Origin of the sequence: Methanothermobacter tenebrarum, from assembly GCF_003264935.1 — an archaeon.
Classification (GTDB): Archaea; Methanobacteriota; Methanobacteria; order Methanobacteriales; family DSM-23052; genus Methanothermobacter_A; species Methanothermobacter_A tenebrarum_A.
In genome coordinates this window covers 39,100-56,287 of record NZ_QLOE01000005.1, presented here as the reverse complement: position 1 = coordinate 56,287, position 17,188 = coordinate 39,100, and the positions used below count along the sequence as shown (strand labels likewise).

At 40.5% G+C, this 17,188-nt stretch carries 22 protein-coding genes; 20 read left to right on the top strand and 2 right to left on the bottom strand.

Annotation, left to right across the window (positions count from 1 at the left end; genetic code table 11):
* The first annotated feature begins 9 nt into the window (after nucleotides 1–9).
* The 20 genes from DPC56_RS05125 to DPC56_RS05035 all read left to right on the top strand — a co-directional run bounded on the left by DPC56_RS05125 (nucleotide 10) and on the right by DPC56_RS05035 (nucleotide 16,233).
* Nucleotides 10–918, top strand: a complete 909-nt coding sequence (locus DPC56_RS05125; protein ID WP_112094001.1) for a carbohydrate kinase family protein — start codon at nucleotides 10–12, stop codon at nucleotides 916–918.
* A gap of 12 nt (nucleotides 919–930) precedes the next feature.
* Nucleotides 931–2,748: a heavy metal translocating P-type ATPase gene (locus DPC56_RS05120; RefSeq protein WP_112094000.1), complete on the top strand. Its 1,818-nt coding sequence runs from the start codon at nucleotides 931–933 to the stop codon at nucleotides 2,746–2,748.
* A gap of 20 nt (nucleotides 2,749–2,768) precedes the next feature.
* On the top strand, nucleotides 2,769–3,161 hold the full coding sequence (locus DPC56_RS05115) for a pyridoxamine 5'-phosphate oxidase family protein (protein ID WP_112093999.1): 393 nt from the start codon (nucleotides 2,769–2,771) through the stop codon (nucleotides 3,159–3,161).
* A gap of 28 nt (nucleotides 3,162–3,189) precedes the next feature.
* Nucleotides 3,190–4,602 (top strand): asparagine synthetase B family protein, encoded by a 1,413-nt coding sequence (locus tag DPC56_RS05110; RefSeq protein WP_112093998.1) that lies wholly within the window; start codon nucleotides 3,190–3,192, stop codon nucleotides 4,600–4,602.
* The gene (gatC, locus tag DPC56_RS05105) at nucleotides 4,599–4,814 is read left to right on the top strand and encodes an Asp-tRNA(Asn) amidotransferase subunit GatC (RefSeq protein WP_112093997.1); all 216 of its coding nucleotides are present in this window, start codon (nucleotides 4,599–4,601) and stop codon (nucleotides 4,812–4,814) included. The genes DPC56_RS05110 and gatC overlap by 4 nt, the downstream gene beginning before the upstream one ends.
* Nucleotides 4,815–4,838: 24 nt before the next feature.
* Nucleotides 4,839–5,312: an ACT domain-containing protein gene (locus tag DPC56_RS05100; RefSeq protein WP_245923915.1), complete on the top strand. Its 474-nt coding sequence runs from the start codon at nucleotides 4,839–4,841 to the stop codon at nucleotides 5,310–5,312.
* Nucleotides 5,313–5,342: 30 nt separating this feature from the next.
* Nucleotides 5,343–6,359: a homoserine dehydrogenase gene (locus DPC56_RS05095; RefSeq protein WP_394339527.1), complete on the top strand. Its 1,017-nt coding sequence runs from the start codon at nucleotides 5,343–5,345 to the stop codon at nucleotides 6,357–6,359.
* Nucleotides 6,360–6,364: 5 nt separating this feature from the next.
* Nucleotides 6,365–7,549, top strand: coding sequence for a cofactor-independent phosphoglycerate mutase (locus tag DPC56_RS05090; protein WP_112094044.1), 1,185 nt, complete (start codon nucleotides 6,365–6,367; stop codon nucleotides 7,547–7,549).
* A complete protein-coding gene (pyrG, locus tag DPC56_RS05085; RefSeq protein ID WP_112093994.1) occupies nucleotides 7,546–9,138 on the top strand; it encodes a glutamine hydrolyzing CTP synthase in 1,593 nt (530 codons plus the stop codon). Before DPC56_RS05090 ends, pyrG begins: the two co-directional genes overlap by 4 nt.
* Nucleotides 9,139–9,152: 14 nt before the next feature.
* A complete protein-coding gene (locus DPC56_RS08405) occupies nucleotides 9,153–9,374 on the top strand; it encodes a prepilin peptidase (RefSeq protein ID WP_245923902.1) in 222 nt (73 codons plus the stop codon).
* 3 nt (nucleotides 9,375–9,377) lie between these two features.
* Complete coding sequence (locus DPC56_RS05080; protein WP_245923900.1) at nucleotides 9,378–10,298, top strand: A24 family peptidase C-terminal domain-containing protein; 921 nt, start codon at nucleotides 9,378–9,380, stop codon at nucleotides 10,296–10,298.
* Nucleotides 10,299–10,334: 36 nt separating this feature from the next.
* Nucleotides 10,335–10,775 (top strand): hypothetical protein, encoded by a 441-nt coding sequence (locus DPC56_RS05075; RefSeq protein WP_112093993.1) that lies wholly within the window; start codon nucleotides 10,335–10,337, stop codon nucleotides 10,773–10,775.
* Between the two features lie 60 nt (nucleotides 10,776–10,835).
* Nucleotides 10,836–11,579: a DUF2101 family protein gene (locus DPC56_RS05070; protein WP_245923898.1), complete on the top strand. Its 744-nt coding sequence runs from the start codon at nucleotides 10,836–10,838 to the stop codon at nucleotides 11,577–11,579.
* Between the two features lie 180 nt (nucleotides 11,580–11,759).
* On the top strand, nucleotides 11,760–12,173 hold the full coding sequence (locus DPC56_RS05065; protein ID WP_112093991.1) for a hypothetical protein: 414 nt from the start codon (nucleotides 11,760–11,762) through the stop codon (nucleotides 12,171–12,173).
* Nucleotides 12,170–12,556: a class III signal peptide-containing protein gene (locus DPC56_RS05060; RefSeq protein WP_112093990.1), complete on the top strand. Its 387-nt coding sequence runs from the start codon at nucleotides 12,170–12,172 to the stop codon at nucleotides 12,554–12,556. Before DPC56_RS05065 ends, DPC56_RS05060 begins: the two co-directional genes overlap by 4 nt.
* Entirely contained in the window at nucleotides 12,553–12,972 is a 420-nt protein-coding gene (locus tag DPC56_RS05055) for a hypothetical protein (RefSeq protein WP_112093989.1), read from the top strand. Before DPC56_RS05060 ends, DPC56_RS05055 begins: the two co-directional genes overlap by 4 nt.
* Before the next feature lie 6 nt (nucleotides 12,973–12,978).
* The gene (locus tag DPC56_RS05050) at nucleotides 12,979–13,629 is read left to right on the top strand and encodes a hypothetical protein (protein WP_112093988.1); all 651 of its coding nucleotides are present in this window, start codon (nucleotides 12,979–12,981) and stop codon (nucleotides 13,627–13,629) included.
* Between the two features lie 3 nt (nucleotides 13,630–13,632).
* Nucleotides 13,633–14,661, top strand: a complete 1,029-nt coding sequence (locus DPC56_RS05045; protein WP_112093987.1) for a hypothetical protein — start codon at nucleotides 13,633–13,635, stop codon at nucleotides 14,659–14,661.
* 96 nt (nucleotides 14,662–14,757) lie between these two features.
* Nucleotides 14,758–15,549, top strand: a complete 792-nt coding sequence (locus DPC56_RS05040) for a hypothetical protein (protein ID WP_112093986.1) — start codon at nucleotides 14,758–14,760, stop codon at nucleotides 15,547–15,549.
* 3 nt (nucleotides 15,550–15,552) lie between these two features.
* Nucleotides 15,553–16,233, top strand: a complete 681-nt coding sequence (locus DPC56_RS05035) for a diphthine--ammonia ligase (RefSeq protein WP_112093985.1) — start codon at nucleotides 15,553–15,555, stop codon at nucleotides 16,231–16,233.
* Here DPC56_RS05035 and DPC56_RS05030 read toward each other — a convergent pair.
* Together DPC56_RS05030 and DPC56_RS05025 are read right to left on the bottom strand one after the other, a co-directional pair.
* The gene (locus DPC56_RS05030) at nucleotides 16,230–16,628 is read right to left on the bottom strand and encodes an RNA-binding domain-containing protein (protein WP_112093984.1); all 399 of its coding nucleotides are present in this window, start codon (nucleotides 16,626–16,628) and stop codon (nucleotides 16,230–16,232) included. The two genes, DPC56_RS05035 and DPC56_RS05030, sit on opposite strands and share 4 nt — an antisense overlap.
* Nucleotides 16,629–16,643: 15 nt before the next feature.
* Nucleotides 16,644–17,177 carry an AAA family ATPase gene (locus tag DPC56_RS05025; protein ID WP_112093983.1) on the bottom strand — a complete coding sequence of 178 codons (534 nt, stop codon included), beginning with the start codon at nucleotides 17,175–17,177 and terminating at the stop codon, nucleotides 16,644–16,646.
* Between the last annotated feature and the right edge of the window lie 11 nt (nucleotides 17,178–17,188).

Genomic DNA, 17,188 nt, shown 5'->3' with positions numbered 1-17,188 from the left:
GGATGTTAAATGTTCGATGTGGTAGGCTTCGGAGCCCTTAACATGGATCAACTCTACATGGTTGATAGGATTATAGGCCCGGAAGAAGAGACCATAATCAGAAGTTTTAAGGAAAGTTGTGGCGGTTCCGCAGCTAATACTATCATAGGACTTTCAAAATTAGGCCTTAAAACTGCATACATTGGTAAGGTGGCCATGGACAGAGAGGGCGTTAAACTTAAAGAAAACCTTGAAAGGGAAAAGGTTAACTTGGATCTTTTAATCATCACAAAAGAGGGTAGAAGCGGTAAAGTAATAGGCTTCGTGGATGAAAATGGGCAAAGAGCACTCTATCTAGACCCTGGCGTAAATGACACCATAAAAATTGATGAAATAAAAATCGAACTAGTAGAGAATAGCAAATTATTACACTTAACATCATTTGCAGGTGAAGGTCTAAAAGTCCAGGAAACATTACTTGAGAGATTATCATCTAGGCCGCTTATAAGCCTAGACCCGGGAAACCTATACGCCAAAAGGGGGATAAAATCTCTTAGAAGGCTCATAGAGGCCGTTAACGTCCTATTATTAAATGAGATGGAAATTAAGGTGATGCTAGGCTACCGTGGATCCTATAAGGAGGCTGCGAAACTCCTAGCAGATGAAGTTGATATTATCATCATAAAAAGGGGCTCCTTGGGGGTTTATGGGCTCATGGACGACCTAGAAGTGGAAGTACCAGCCTTAAAAGTTGAATGTGTGGACACAACTGGGGCTGGTGACGCATTCAACGCAGGATTCCTATATGCATGGCTCATGGGCCATGACCTCAAAACCTCATGCTACTTCGGAAATTATATAGCATCCCATTGTATACAAGGATACGGTGCAACCACCACACTACCCTCAAGTGAAGCTACAAGAATACTAAAAAAATAATTGAGGTCACCTATGCCTTGTAATAATGGAAAAGACAAGAAAACCATACTCATATCCGCCATCTTATTTATCATAGGATTCTACCTACAATATAGTGGGTATATGCTACCTGCTTTCATACTATTCACACTAACTGTTCTTGTATCAGGCCTAGAAACATTCAAAGGGGCCATCCTAGCACTCTATCATGGTAAATTCACAATAAATCTTCTCATCACATTAGCGGTTATAGGAGCATATTCACTTGGGGACTATCCTGAGGCAGCTATCATAGTTTTCTTATATTATATTGCAGAATACCTAGAAGAATATGCGACCGGCCAGGCACATGAATCTATAAAGGGCTTAATGCAACTCAAACCAGAAATAGCAACGATAAAAATTGGGAAAAAAGAGGTTAAGGTGGATGCTAGTAGAGTGCAACCAGGGGAGATAATGGTCATACGCCCAGGGGACATGATACCCTTGGATGGGAGGATAATAGATGGTTCAAGTTATGTTGACCAATCAAATATTACAGGAGAATCCGAGCCAGTTCATATGACTGTTGGGGATGAAGTATTGGCAGGTACAATAAACCTTGGAGGCTACCTTGAAGTTAAGGTCACAAGGAATTCTGAAAGGACAATCATAGCAAGGGTCATAGAATTGATAGAAAAGGCTAGGATGAGAAGATCATCTAGGGAAGTTTTCATGGAGAAATTCGCATCATATTACACGCCAACAATTATAATAGCAAGCATATTAACAGGTATAATCCCAAGTCTGATCATAGGCAACCCAGAAACTTGGATATACCGAGCCCTTGTATTAATGGTGATCGCATGTCCTTGCGCCCTTGTAATATCAGTACCAGTTGCTATGATATCAGGGATAACAGCGGCCACAAGAAAAGGGATATTAATTAAAGGCTCAAGTCACCTTGAAGAAATGTCAAAGATAAAAACTATTGTATTTGATAAGACAGGGACGCTAACACAAGGTGAACTAACAGTAAAAGAAATAAAGGCATACAATAATGCTAACATATTAAAGATTGCAGCTTCACTAGAAAAAGGTTTAAAACATCCAATAGCGGAGGCGATAACCAAACTGGCAGATGAAAAAGGCTTGGAGCCATTAAAAGTCGAGGATTTAGAATATAAGCCAGGATATGGCATTTCTGGCAGGATAGATGGTAAGTTGTACTTCCTAGGCCAGAACACTCGGCAGAAAACCGAGAACACATCCATCCTCCTAGAAAGTGATGGTAAAATCATCGGGGAAATAACATTAGAAGATAAAATGAGACCATCAGCCCCCACCCTAATCCAAAGGTTATCCCAGGAAAATATCAAGGCAATGATCCTAACAGGAGATAATCCAAAAGTCGCGGAGAAACTAGCAAGGAAACTTAAAATTGACAAATACATTGGAGGCTTGCTCCCAGAGGACAAATTCGATTTCATAGAAAATCTAAAATCTAAGGGGAGGGTTGCCATGGTCGGTGACGGTATAAACGACGCCCCAGCCCTTGTAGCGGCAGACGTCGGGATCGCGATGGGGACCAGAGGCTCTGACATAGCCCTTGACACCGCAGATATAGTGCTAATCGACGATGACCTCATGAAAATCCACCAAATAATAGAACTAGGGAGAAGAACCATGAGAATAGTTAAAGAGAACATATTCTTCTCAATACTCGTTAAGGGATCCCTGGCCCTTCTTTCAATCTTTGGATTAGTATCATTATGGATGGCTGTGGGCATCGGTGATATGGGACTTTCACTCGCAGTAATCCTCAATGGACTGCGCAATAACCAAAAAATTTTATCCCCCCAACTAAGATAATAGAATATGGAGTGATAAAGATGTTAACTGATGAAATGAAAGAGGCCATAGAAAAAAATCTTGTTTTCGTGGCGACAGCAAGCAGTGACGGCACGCCCAATGTCGTGCCCATCGGATTCGCAAGGCCAATAGACGATAAAAGGATACTAATAGTAGATGTTTTCATGAAAAAGACCCTAAGCAACCTCGAAGAAAACCCTAAAATGTCAATTATAGTCCAGAACGCCAAAGAACACCCATACCAATTTAAAGGGGTTGCAGAAATATTCAAATCAGGTGAATTCTTCAAAGAGGCCGTAGAATGGGCTCAGAATGTTATGAGTGAAGTGGAGCCGAAATCAGCCATCCTCATGACAGTAAAAGAGATATATTCTGTGAAACCAGGCCCAGACGCCGGTAAGAGGATAAAATAGCCGCCTCACATTTTGGGGTTCAATAATCATGTGCGCAATAGCAGGCTTCATAGGTAAAGGGGCCCTCCCAAAACTCCTCAAAATGCTGAGGATCCTAGAACATAGAGGCCCAGACGCCACAAGGATATACTACAAAAGACCAAACGCCTCTAAAAAAACAGGCTCGAAAAGCCCTAAGTTCAATGGGGAGGTGGCCATAGGCCATAATATCCTCATAACAGATGAAAGAACACCCCATCTAGGAAACCAGGACATAATAGCCTGTGATGGTAGAATATACAATCCAAGAACAGAATCGGCCTCTAAGCTCATATCGGATTCTATAAGAGAATATGGGCTGATGGAAGCCCTCCAGATGATCATGGACAAGTTTGATGGTGATTATTCATTCGCATTCTTCGATGGTGAAAATATCATCCTTGCAAGGGACCCCATAGGTGTTAAACCACTCTATTACAAGCTTGGAAAGGATTTCATAGCATTCGCATCTGAACGCAAAGCCCTCTGGGGTATAGGCATACAAGATACAAAGAGACTGCCCCCTGGAACAATCCTAATAAATAACAAACTTATAAGATTAAAAAGATTACCAGAAAAGGTCAAGGCAAAATGGGACTATGATACTGCCAAGGAAAAATTAGAAGAAGCGCTTAAAAAAGCTGTTAAAGAGAGAACCCGAAAACTTAAAAAGGTTGGCATATTATTCTCTGGTGGGGTTGACAGCACCCTCCTCACCCTACTCGCGGAAAAATATACCAAACCCATATTATATACTGTTGGAAGCAGAGGATCACAAGATCTCATATTCGCGGAAAGAGCAGCTCAAGAGCTTGGAATAGAACCTAGGATAATAGAAGTTAACGTGAAGATGGTCAAAGACGCTCTAAAACCAGTCTTAGCCGCTATAGAAGAATTTAATGTTATGAAGATAGGTGTGGCCATGCCACTCTATTTCGCATCAAAAGCAGCCCACGCAGACGGACTCCAAGTTATACTCTCAGGTCAAGGAGCCGATGAACTTTTCGGAGGATACCATCGCTACCTCCAATTATATAAGGAAGGCGAGAACAAACTTGTTGAGGCCTTCAAAGCCGATATACAAAATATGCACCATATAAACCTCGAAAGGGATGATGCCACCGCAATGGCAACAAGTACAGAATTGAGAGTTCCATTCCTTAACAAGGAAATTATAAACCTATCCTTTAATATACCAATAGACTATAAGATAAAAGGTAGTGATGACAGTCTTAGGAAGCACATACTCCGCGACCTTGCATTAGAAATAGGAGTACCAGCTTTTATCGCGAGAAGACCTAAAAAAGCCGCCCAATACGGCTCAGGGATAGATAAGATTCTAAGGAAGAGAATACTACCAGGTTTTGATCATGAATCCTACATGAAGGATCTGAGGATGGAATTTTATAAGGGGTATCAATAATGATAGAAAAAGAAGCCGAAAAAATACTAGAGGAGTTCTCCAAGGCCCTTGAGAAAGTGCCCGAACTTGAAGAGACACACTACATCGTAGATAATCTTAACAGGACAAGAGCTGATAAAAAACAGAAACATGACCCTAAAAGGATACTGAGGAACGCTCCAGTAGACGAAGAAGGTAACATAATCGTAGAAAGGGGAGAATGGACACAATAACATGGGATGGTGTTAAATTTGCGGATGAGCCTAGTTCTCGAACTACAAGACGTCCCAGGACAACTAGTAGCAGCCCTAGAACCAATAGCCAGCGTAGGTGCAAATATCGTCACCATAATACATGAAAGGGATGCTAAAACAGGAGCATTTGTACCAGTACAGGTAACCATCGAAGGAGATGAAAAAACACTAGATCTTGCAATAAAAAAACTGACAGAAAAAGGCATAAGGATAATAGAAAAGGATGGCATACCCCTCAAAGAAAAAGTAAACGCAATCCTAGTAGGTAAAATTTCAGAAGAAGAACTAAAAGGCATAGTGGATAATATAAACACCCTAGAAGGTGTTAAAGTAGCCGACCTCTCCCTTAAAATGTCAACCACAACATCAACAATCAAAATTACAATGGAAGCAGAACACAAAAGCTTAAAATTACTAGAAGACGAGATCCACAAAATCGGGGCAAAGGAAGGTTTACTCGTCATCACAGAAACATAAAAAGTCTAGAGAATCCGGAGGATTTTTCTCATGAAAATTTCCATCATAGGATTTGGCGCTGTTGGCCAAGGAGTTGCAAAGGCTATAAGCTCAACCCAACAAAGAATAAAGAAAAAATACAACCTCAAAATTGATATAGTGGCTGCCGCAGACTCCAAAGGGGCTGCCATACGAGAAGATGGACTAGACCCCCAGAAACTCATAGAAGTCAAATCAGAGAAGGGAAGCGTAGCCTATTACCCAGATCATGGCCATGAGAACATAGACGGCCTCCAAGTACTCGATGAGGTCGAATATGATTGCCTCGTAGAGGTCACACCCACAAACATCATAACAGGAGAACCTGGAAAATCACTCATAACAAAGGCGATGAAAGATGGAAAGGATGTTGTAACATCCAATAAAGGCCACCTATCATTATTCTACAAAGAACTAATCGACCTAGCCCGGGAAAATAACGTAAATTTTAAATTCGAGGCCTCAGTTGGGGGTGCCATGCCCATAATAAACTTCGCCCAAGAAACGCTCCCATCTTCTAGGATAGAATCTATAATAGGGATACTTAATGGTACAACCAACTTCATCCTATCAAGGATGACGGCCGAAGGCTCATCATACGAACAAACACTAAAAGAGGCCCAGGAGCTTGGAATAGCGGAGACAGACCCTACACAGGATGTTGAAGGATTAGACGCTGCATGCAAGTCAGTAATATTAGCAAACGCTATACTTGGTCGAGAATGCACCCTAGATGATGTTGAGGTTACAGGAATCACAAGGATAACCCCAGAAGCCATAGAACTCGCAAAGGAAGACGGATACCATATAAAGCTTATAGCAGAAATATCACATGATATACTAAGAGTGGGTCCAAGGCTAGTGAAAGAAACATCACCATATGCTGTTGATGGCACTCTCAACATGGCAACTCTCCGCACAGACTTGGCAGGGGAGATAACAGTAATAGGCAAAGGCGCAGGCTCACTCGAAACAGCATCAGCAATACTCACAGACATAATAAATATATGGAAATCCAGACAATCTTAGAAAATATGAAATACGTGATACTCATAGGAGACGGGATGGCAGACTACCCCCTGCCAGAACTCGGGGAAAAAACACCCTTACAAGTAGCTGACAAGCCACACATGGACCATGTAGCCAAAGAAGGATCTAACGGACTCCTAAAAACAATACCAGATGGCATGGAACCCGGATCAGATGTTGCGAACTTGGCCATAATGGGCTACAATCCAAGAAAGTACTATACCGGCCGAGGACCCCTCGAAGCCGCGAGTATAGGAGTAAAACTCAAAGAAGACGATGTCGCCTTCAGATGCAATTTTATAACAGTCTATGGTGGTCGCCTCATAGATTTTAACGCCGATCATATAAGTACAAAAGAATCCTCAAAACTGATAAAAACCCTAAACGAACATTTCAAAATAGGCAGATTCTATACAGGTGTAAGTTACAGGAACCTATACATTTACCCAGGCAGAGAAGCCCTAAAAGTCAAAACCAAACCACCACATGATATAGTAGGAGAACCTATAAAGGATCATCTACCATCCAACGGAAAAATAGCAGAAAGAATAAAACAGATAATAAAAGAATCCCAGAGGATACTTAAAGATCATCCCACCAACATAGAAAGATCTAAAATGGGTAAAAGGCCAGCGAATATGATATGGTTATGGGGACAAGGCCAAAAACCCACAATGGAGACACTAGAAGAAAAATATGGTCTCAAGGGTGCTACAATAACCGGCGTGGATCTGATAAAAGGCTTAGGAGTCTACCTAGGATTAGATAACATTAACGTACCAGGAGCTACCGGCTACCTAGACACTGATTATAAGGCAAAGGGCAAATATGCAATAAAGGCACTCCAAGATCATGACATAATCTTCATACATGTAGAGGCTCCTGATGAAGCAGGACACGCAGGAAACATAAAAGAGAAGATAAAAGCCATTGAAAATATCGACTCCAAGATACTAGGCCCACTACTAGATGAGCTGCCATCATATAATAGTTTCCGTTTAACTTTACTAGCAGATCATCCCACACCCATAAAAGTGGGTACACACACCCAAGACCCAGTACCATACGCCATCTGCGGCGAAAACATAAAAAAGGACAATATAAGCTCATATGATGAAGAATCCGCAAAAAGGGGCAGTCTAGGCCTGTCAGTGGCCTGGAAGCTCCTAGATAAGCTTATAGGGAGTTGATTATCCTGGCAAAGTATATAATTGTAACTGGTGGTGTTGTAAGCTCCATTGGCAAGGGTATAACAGCAGCATCAATCGGGAGAATACTAAGATCCTATGGGTTAAAGGTCGCGGCTATAAAAATCGACCCATACCTCAACTGGGACTCAGGAACCCTAAACCCATACCAACACGGTGAAGTCTTCGTAACAGAAGATGGAATGGAAACAGACCTAGACCTCGGACACTACGAACGCTTCCTCGACGTGAACCTACCAGGAGAATCCAACATAACCACAGGCAAAGTATACCTTTCAGTGATAGAAAAGGAAAGAAAAGGCAAATACCTAGGATCTTGTGTACAAATCATACCCCATATAACAGACGAAATAAAATCCATGATCAGAAAAATAGCATCAAAAAGCAGAGCAGAAGTTGTAATAGTAGAGGTGGGCGGTACAGTAGGTGACATAGAAGGCCAACCATTCCTAGAAGCGTTAAGACAATTAAGAAACGAAGAAGGATACGAGAACGTCATGTTCATACACGTAACCTATGTACCATACCTTAAGGCCGCTGGAGAATTCAAAACCAAACCCACACAACACAGCACAAAGGAACTCCGCAGCACCGGCCTAACCCCTGACATGATAATATGCAGGAGCGAGACACCGATAACCTCCCCGATAAAAGAGAAGATAGCACACTTTTGCGACGTTAAAAAAGAAGCCGTAATAAACGCCCCTGACGTCCGATCAATATACGAGGTCCCACTAGTACTCAACAAACAAAAAGTGGGAGAATATATCATAGATAGGATAAAATTGGATGTTAAAGGGGCTGCTGACCTCTCAGACTGGGCCAAGATCGTGGAATCCCTCAAGATAAAAGAACCCACAATAAAAGTGGGCATAGTAGGAAAATACGTGGAACTTGAAGACTCCTATATGAGTATAAGGGAGGCTTTGAGGCATGCCGCAGCCCACCTTGGCAAAAGGGTGGAGATAGGATGGATAAGCACCAATGAAAAGATAAGCAAAGAAAAACTTAAGGGATTTGACGCGATCCTCATACCAGGAGGTTTTGGTAAAAGGGGGATCGAGAGTAAAATATACGCTGCAAAGTATGCCAGGGAAGAAAAGGTCCCACTCTTTGGGATATGCCTTGGAATGCAATGCATGGTAATAGAATTCGCACGCTACATAGGCCTTGAGGGTGCTCATAGCACAGAATTTGACAAAGAAACACCATATCCAGTAATTGACATGATGGAAGAACAAAAGAGGATAAAGAAGATGGGGGGTACAATGCGCCTAGGAGCCTACAAATGCAAACTAAGACCTGGAACAATCGCCCACAAGGCGTACAAGGAAGATCTTATAAGTGAAAGGCACAGGCACCGCTATGAACTCAACAACGAATACCGGGAAAAACTAGAAAAGGAAGGGCTTATAATAGCTGGGACAACACCAGACGACTTCCTGGTAGAGATCATAGAGTTGAAGGATCACCCCTGGTATCTTGGATGCCAGTTCCACCCAGAATTCAAATCAAGACCAAACAGGCCACACCCACTCTTCATATCATTCCTAGAAGCAGCTGCAAAATAATAGGCTGTGATCGTATGTATCCAATTTTACCGGTTTTAGTAGCATTGTTAGCTAGTCTATACGCCGCATATAGTGACCTCAAGAGAGGTATAATCCCTAATAGGTTAACATTCCCACTTATAGGCCTTGGCATACTACTAGATGCCATATTTTCCTATAATATGGGAGATCCTCTCTTTTTTGCTTTTGCACTTATATTCACTGGTATGATATTCATGATCTGTTATATTTTTTGAAGGTTGGGTGCCTGGGCTGGTGGCGACGTTAAATTATTCACGGGCCTTGCCGCGCTTTTACCATTCCAACCATCCTTGTTACGATATTCTATCCATGGGGTGCCATTTCCTATCATAGCATCATATCCATTCCCCCTAACATTAATAATTAACAGTATATTGGGCATGCTCCCATTCCTCATCATCTTTGTCTTTTATATCGGATTAAAACAAAAAAAGCATCTGATAGAAGAGCTTCTAAAACCTATAAAAGACTATAAGAACAGTCTAATCCTCTCCCTCATAATAACATCGGCCATAACCTTGACATTGATGATAACATCCATTCTACAATTTCAGATCATCATATTAACCTTGATAGTAATCTATATTCTTACAATGATGATATCTAAGCTACCAATGAAACCAAAAATTGCTATAATAGCCATCATAACATTATATTCCATATATCAGAACCCAAAGTTGACAATAACCGGGATACTGATCCTATGGGCTTCCATAATCCTACTACAAGTTATAAGGAAACTTTTAGGGAAAGTGGCCAGAGAAGCCCTACAAGATGAAATAAAAATAGAGGACCTCAAAGAGGGTATGATACTAGCTTATAAACTTTATAAAAAAGACGGGCAATATTATTTTGATGATAAAAGTTTCCTAGAAAAATTAAAAGAGGCTGCGAAAACCGGAACCCTCCAAAGCCCGGGGGAACTCGTATTAGCATCCATGGCCGCAGGCCTCACAAAAAAGGATATAAAACTCTTAGTTGAACTTTCAAAGACTGGGAAGATCCCAGGGAAGGTTAGGATAAAGAGGGGTGTTCCATTCGCCCCTGCGATATTCATAGGCTTGCTATTATCTCTATTTATAGGGGATCTTGCAATGTTACTCTTAAAGGTCCTTAGCATTATAAGGGGGATAAGCTAATATACCTTAGATTATAAAAAGAGACATGTGATAAGGATGGATGATAGAGGCCAGGTTTCGTTTGAATATCTTATGCTAATCCTAATAACCATATTAATACTTGGGACTGTGACAATACCCCTAGTAGGAATGGCAATAGATGCCAGTAACGATGTTTCAAGGGCTTCGGATGCAAAGGTTGCGGTTGAAAGTATTGCGAACGCCGCTAACATAGTATATGCTAATGGACCCGGAGCCAAGAGAACAGTAACATTCTACGTACCCCGGAATGGGACAATAGGCTTTGATCAGGCCAACAAGGTAATATATTTTAGTTTAACCCTAAGTAACAACACAGTAAAGACTATAAAAGCCACCACAGAATATGGTAACATCACACTCAATAGTCCAACCTTAAATAGGGGTTGGTATAAAGCCGTTGTCCATTGGCCAAATAGAAACGCGAATATAGTGATCACGATTTCAAAGGTCTCCTGACGGGGGGAATAGATGGGGTTTTTTTCAACTTTGGGTGAAATATTTATAACAATTTTTAGATTGTTAGGCACCCTTGTCCTAGAACTTGTAAAACTCCCCGAGAGGATAAAATCAGGGAATGTTAAAGAGAAGGTCTCCGGGATAAAACTTGGATTGGAAAGAGCATCCAAAAGTCAAGTGACAAGTGAAAAGGGTGAGGAGAATATTAGTGGGGATGTTTTTTTTGACCCTGGTGAAAAGGAGAATGCTGTTTTGAAGCTTCAGGTATCCGCGGCAGCATTCATTATCACATCAATATTATACGCCTTTAATATTCTTTCACTTTTCATATTCCTTCCTGTTAGCATAATCCTCATACTATTGGTGGCATATATCTTATATTATCAGATTAAGATAATGTATCCTGATGATTTTCAGGCCTATCGAGACTTTTTTTTAATGTATATTGCAGTAGGCTTCTTGATAATTATAGTTGCGAACAATCCCCTTATTTATAGTCTGTTCTCATTCACATTATTGCCTTCGCTTGGAGTGTTAATATTTGCATTGGTCGCTGTTGCAGCCATTTTCATAATATTCAGGGTAAGATATTACAGGGATTATACCTTCGGCGAGGTTATAGAAGTTGGTGAAAACACGTCACAGGTAAGGGTAGACTATGATATAAGAGCTAATGTAAAACCCGACATTTACATTGTGGAAAACAACGACTTCAAGGTCAAGGAACACGACATAGTGAAATTATCAATCGAAAGTTCACTATTCAGGGAAAGTAAGCCTAAAAAGATAATAGGAAAAGAATAAAAATATACCCTTTGTTAGGCTTCATATCTTTTTGACCAAAATTCAAACTGAATACTCAAAATCTGAAATCCAATCACCTTTTTCACATAAAGGGAGTTCAGATCTCTTAAAAATCATCATTATAATGCCTGGAAAAATTTATATAAAATATGATAAAAAGATTATGGTGTGGGAGAGATTATGGATCAGAGAGGGGTTTTATCTACAGATTTTCTTTTAGCCACACTAATATTACTAATAATCATCTCAGGGATTATAGGCTTTGTTAGCACGGGTATCGACTCTGCTAAGAGCACAGAATTCGCCAAGGCCAAAATGGTGGGTGAAAACGTGGCCAGATCCATAAACATGGTATATGCACAAGGCTCTGGAGACGAACTAAACATAACATTACCTGGAGATCTCAATTATGAGATAAAAATAATAAACTTAAATGGTAAAGTGGCTGTAGTGGTCAAATACAATAACAAGGAATCCATATCCTACCTGATACCCAAAGCAGATAATATTGATACCATCACAATGAAACCCAATGAAACCTACAATATTTGCAATGAAGATGGTATTATTAAAATAAGAAAGGTTGCACCATGAGGGAATATAAAGGGCAAATATCGGCCGAATTCGTCCTATTAACAGGATTCATATTAGTAGTTGCTATAATCATAGCATCCCAGGCCGGCAGCAGCCTAGAACTTGACCAGGTTATGAGCGCAGCGAAAACAGGGACCATAGAAGCCACAAACGACCTAGCATACAATGGAACAGGTAATCTCATAAGATTCCAGAACATAACATTCAAGGATGGTAAAATTACAATCACGGTATACAGCAAGAAGAGATTAACATACAATGAAATGAATTATATCAAAGGGAAGGTCCTAGAATCCATAGGGGAAACGATAGGCAAGCAAGTGACAGGAGATCTTGTGAAAGGTAGATACAACTACACAGTAGAGGTGGTGAACGTCACATGAACGATGAAGGTTTCATATTCACCATCGACAGCATCCTAATGCTAATCCCAGTCTTCATAATAATCACAACAATAGCAAGCATCAGCCTAGAAGTACCCCACGAGGCCCCATATTATACTGCGGAGGATGCTATAGAATTACTGGTTCTCCACGGGGAGAAACCAAGTGACACTAATCTTATGACAATAGCAGAGAATATAAGCGCTGGTAAGGCCAGCGGGGCCAAAGCTGCCGCGCAAAAAGATCTGAAACCACTACTTGACAGTTTCAGGATGAATTATAATCTAACCTACTATAATAGTAGCAGTGGCACCTATGATACACTAATAAGCAGTGGAACCATGCCAAGTGATAGAAGCGTATATTCTGCTACAAGAGGCTATGGTGGTATTACCTTCACATTATATATGTGGTGAATAAACATGGATGAAAAAGGATATGTGCTCTCAGGGGTTGGAATGTTACTATTAATACCCCTTATGATAATGATACCCATAGCACTCTCCCTACAAGAGGAGGGTTCGCAGATCCCAGGCACATTCGTTAAATCAGATGTGGTATTCCGCACCTTTGATAGTATTCGCAATGACATAGAAGAAAAGACTAGCAGATTCGCAGATAACCTATACAATAAAACATACAGGTATGATGAGGCCAGCCTATTCGCCGGGAACTTGAGCAACCTTAATAATAATATAAGCGAGAACATCTACAAGGATGCATATAGGTATGTTGTGGATTCTGTGGAAGTAAAACGCAATAACTATCCCATGACTCCTAACATAGGTAATGAGTCTGGATATATTCCATTCAGTAATGGGATCCAAGTAACTTATACATATGACGGCAGAACACAAGATAATCAAACTAATATAATATACTATAGGTATAGGATAACTATAACGGCTAATGTGACAATAGATGTGATTAAATCAAATACTAGACACAAGGAAGCCTATGAATACTCCTTTGTAACCTTGATATTTATCAACACAACCGCTACAGATAATACAACAGCAGAAACTAATGTTAGAAACTTTTTCAATAACTTAAATCAAGCTATAGGTGGCTAAAAAGTGGATGATAAAGGAATGACATTCACAACTGATGTTTTATTAGCTCTAATCATAGTAACCATAGTATTTGGGATGATAACAGATCAGATGGAAATATTCTCATATAAAATGGAAGATTTTGTAGGCCGGCAAAGCCTGGAGAGAACCGTAACCGATGCCGCCGATTATCTAGTTAAATCCCCGGGAGAACCCCAACATTGGGAAAGGGGAAATTCTCCACCTGCTAACACGCTTCCAGGCCTTGCAGTTATTGATCGTGGATGTCCAGTCCCCAATTTCCTGCTTCACAAAAAAATAGGGGGGCTTAAATATAATCCTCAACTTTTGAAAAATTTAGTCCACACTGATAATTATTATCTGGTTATAGTAAGGGCCAATGATTCCACCCCAATAATTGAAATTGGGAATCCACCACCTTCAAATGCTACGGAGGTGGCTGTTGCAAATAGAAGTTGTATGTTGGTCCCAGGGGAGGTTATCTTTAGCATGGTAGATTTGATGCATATTAACCCAGCCCATCCAGGGCAAAATGCATTCCTATGGTATTCAAAAGCTGGGAACCCTCCAATATATGTGGGTCCTGGGAATGTGACAACAAGTTCTAATCCAAATTCAAGCTTTTATGTTAATTACACCGATCTTGAATTATATGATTATTATTTGAGAATAGACGCCAATACAGGGGTTAGAAGTGCTGATTATGGGTTTACTGATGGTGATGCTGTTGTAAACGACACCTATGGAGACTTCGATGATAAAAAAAGGCGGGATGCTATAAATGATGAGTTGGATCGCATTTATGGGCAGCCTGGATGGTTAAAGTTTAGGGACCTCAGTGTGGGCGCGTTCATACCAGTTGATGATGACATCAAAAAGGTTCTGGATAAGGGCGGCGGCCCTGACATGAAATTATGGCTCCAAGTAGAATCTGACCCAAAAGCTGATTTTGACATAACACTCGTAAGGGTGCTTCATGGTCAAGGATATAATAAAATCCCAGTGAAACTTGTACTATATATATGGGAGTAGCCTACCCAAGCATTTAAGCCCACTCTTAGCCAGGAATTTTATCATAAAAAAGATAAACTTTATTGATAAAAAGTTAAAGCGGGAGGATGCAAAATTATGGATCTCCTAGTAACCTTGATGATGCTCATACTCTTCATAATACTTCTAGTCTTTGTATTTTCTGTGGGTCTTATGACTCCAGTTGTGGGTAAAAGGAACATACTATTTGTTATATTCATTGGGTTCATGGTTGGTGTTATCGGCGGCACATTTTTCATCTCACCAATATATGACGATATACCAGAAATAGTCAGGGGCTTCTATGAGGCCACTTCCAACGCTCCTGAGACTGTTTATGTTGACTTGTCGCATGATGTTGACATCAAAGAATTTATAGATGATGTGAGAGGCGTGGAAGGCGTTAAGGATATTAAAATAGAATATATTTTTTTAAAAACTGATAATTTTACTAGTGAACGCGGTGAACTAATAAAGAATGGGATCCCAGTTATCGATTCCAATGTAACATACTGTAAGGTAGATCCTAGAGGTACTATCCTATGTGGGATTAAAGGGGGAGACCCACAGGCTACCATTGACAGGATATCTGACTGGCTTATCCTAACAGGTGGCATCTACACAAAGTATAGTGTAGTGCGTGTGTCAATTGACACCAATGCAAATAAAATCAACAATTTAAGGGAATATCTTTCATCCAAGGGTATTGCAATATCCTCTATTAAGGGGCCGGTAGAGGAAAAAATTGAAAATTTAAAGGCTTCAATGCCCCCTAAATCTGCTGTGGTGGTATCCTGCGGTTTAATCGGGATTTTAACGGGCCTTGCGGGCATATTCATAGATAGTATCATGGCTTTCCTAGCTGCAATTAGGAGAAAATTGGGGAGATAAGCTTTGGATGCTGCAGTACTCTATTCTGGTGGCAAGGATAGTACAATGGCACTCTACAAGGCCATGGAACATGACAATGTAAGGTATCTGGTGTCTATGGTTTCAGATAACCCATATTCGTACATGTTCCATGTCCCTAATATAAAGTGGACGCGTTTATCCTCCAAGGCTATTGGCATACCATTAATCGAGGGCGTGACGAGTGGAATAAAAGAAGAAGAGCTCGGGGATCTTAAGAAGCTTTTAAAGGTGCTTGTTGAACGCGGAGTCGAAGTGTTATATTCTGGAGCTATTGCCTCCGATTACCAGCGGTCAAGGATCGACAAACTCTGCCGGGAGGTTGGACTCGTTTCAAAAACGCCACTCTGGCATGCTAATCCTTGGGAGTATATGATGGAAATCCTAAATTTGGGGTTTAAAGTTATAGTGACTGCAGTTGCAGCTGAAGGCCTTGACAGTTCTTGGCTTGGACGTGAAATAGACTATAAGATGCTCACAGAATTAAAGGATTTGAATGAGAGGTATGGTGTACATTTAGCATTTGAGGGTGGTGAAGCCGAGACATTCGTCCTTGACGGGCCAATATTCAAAAAAAGGATAGAAATCCTTGAGTTTGAGAAGAAGTGGTTCAATGACAGTGGCATTTTAGAGATAAAAGATGCTATACTCGTGGATAAGGGCTAGTTTGATTGGGGTTCGTCTTCAATTTTGGGTGCTAGCCAGTCTATAACCTCTTTTAGGTTCTCTGATATGAGTTCTACTTTTATATCACCGAGAGGTGATATTTCCTCTTCTAATATGTTAACTTTTCCTATGAACGCAGCCTGCTTGTTGAGGTAGAATGTTGTTTTTAGGCCTATACGGTTTTCGTATAATATTTTTCTTGCTGTTGAGCGGATTCTCCTCTCCTCTAGTGATTCTCTGAGTTCTTCTAGGACTTCTATTCCACCTCCGCCTTGGATTAAGTTGTCTGTTTCTTTGATTTCTATCTTAGGGAATATGTTAAGCACGCTTTCTAGTACTTTCCTGGGGTTTTCTGTTGCGTTTATCCGGGTTTTGATTTTAACTTCACATTCCATTGGGGGTATTCCACCTTAACAGTTTCTTGTAATCTTCTTTAATAATTTTTTCGTGTTTTCTTTGAATTTCTGTAGTGGGCCTTCATTTATGATAATATAATCTGATGTTGCTATAACGTCTCCGAGGCCGAATCCTAGTTCTCTTTGGTCTCTTTCTACGAATTTTTTGTAGTTTTTTGTATCATCTTTTCTACCCCTTTTTCGGAGGCGTTTGAATCTTGTCCTTTGGGTTGAGAATATTGATATTACTTTGAATCCCTTGTAGTGTTTTTTGAATATTTCAACTTCATGGGGGCTTCTTATACCTTCTATTAGGATTTTCCCGTTTTTGATATTTTCTATTTTGGGGATGCATTTTTCCGCTATTATATATTCTCCATGTTCTTTTCTTAGGCGTACTGCTGTCTTGCCTGGGTCTTCGCCTCTTTTCTTCGCCTCTTCTCTTATGATGTCACCCATCCGTATTATATGGTAGCCCATCTCCTCTGCAATACTTGATACTACTCCTTTACCGGATCCTGGCATCCCAGCTAATCCTATGATTTTCATCTGGTCTCCCC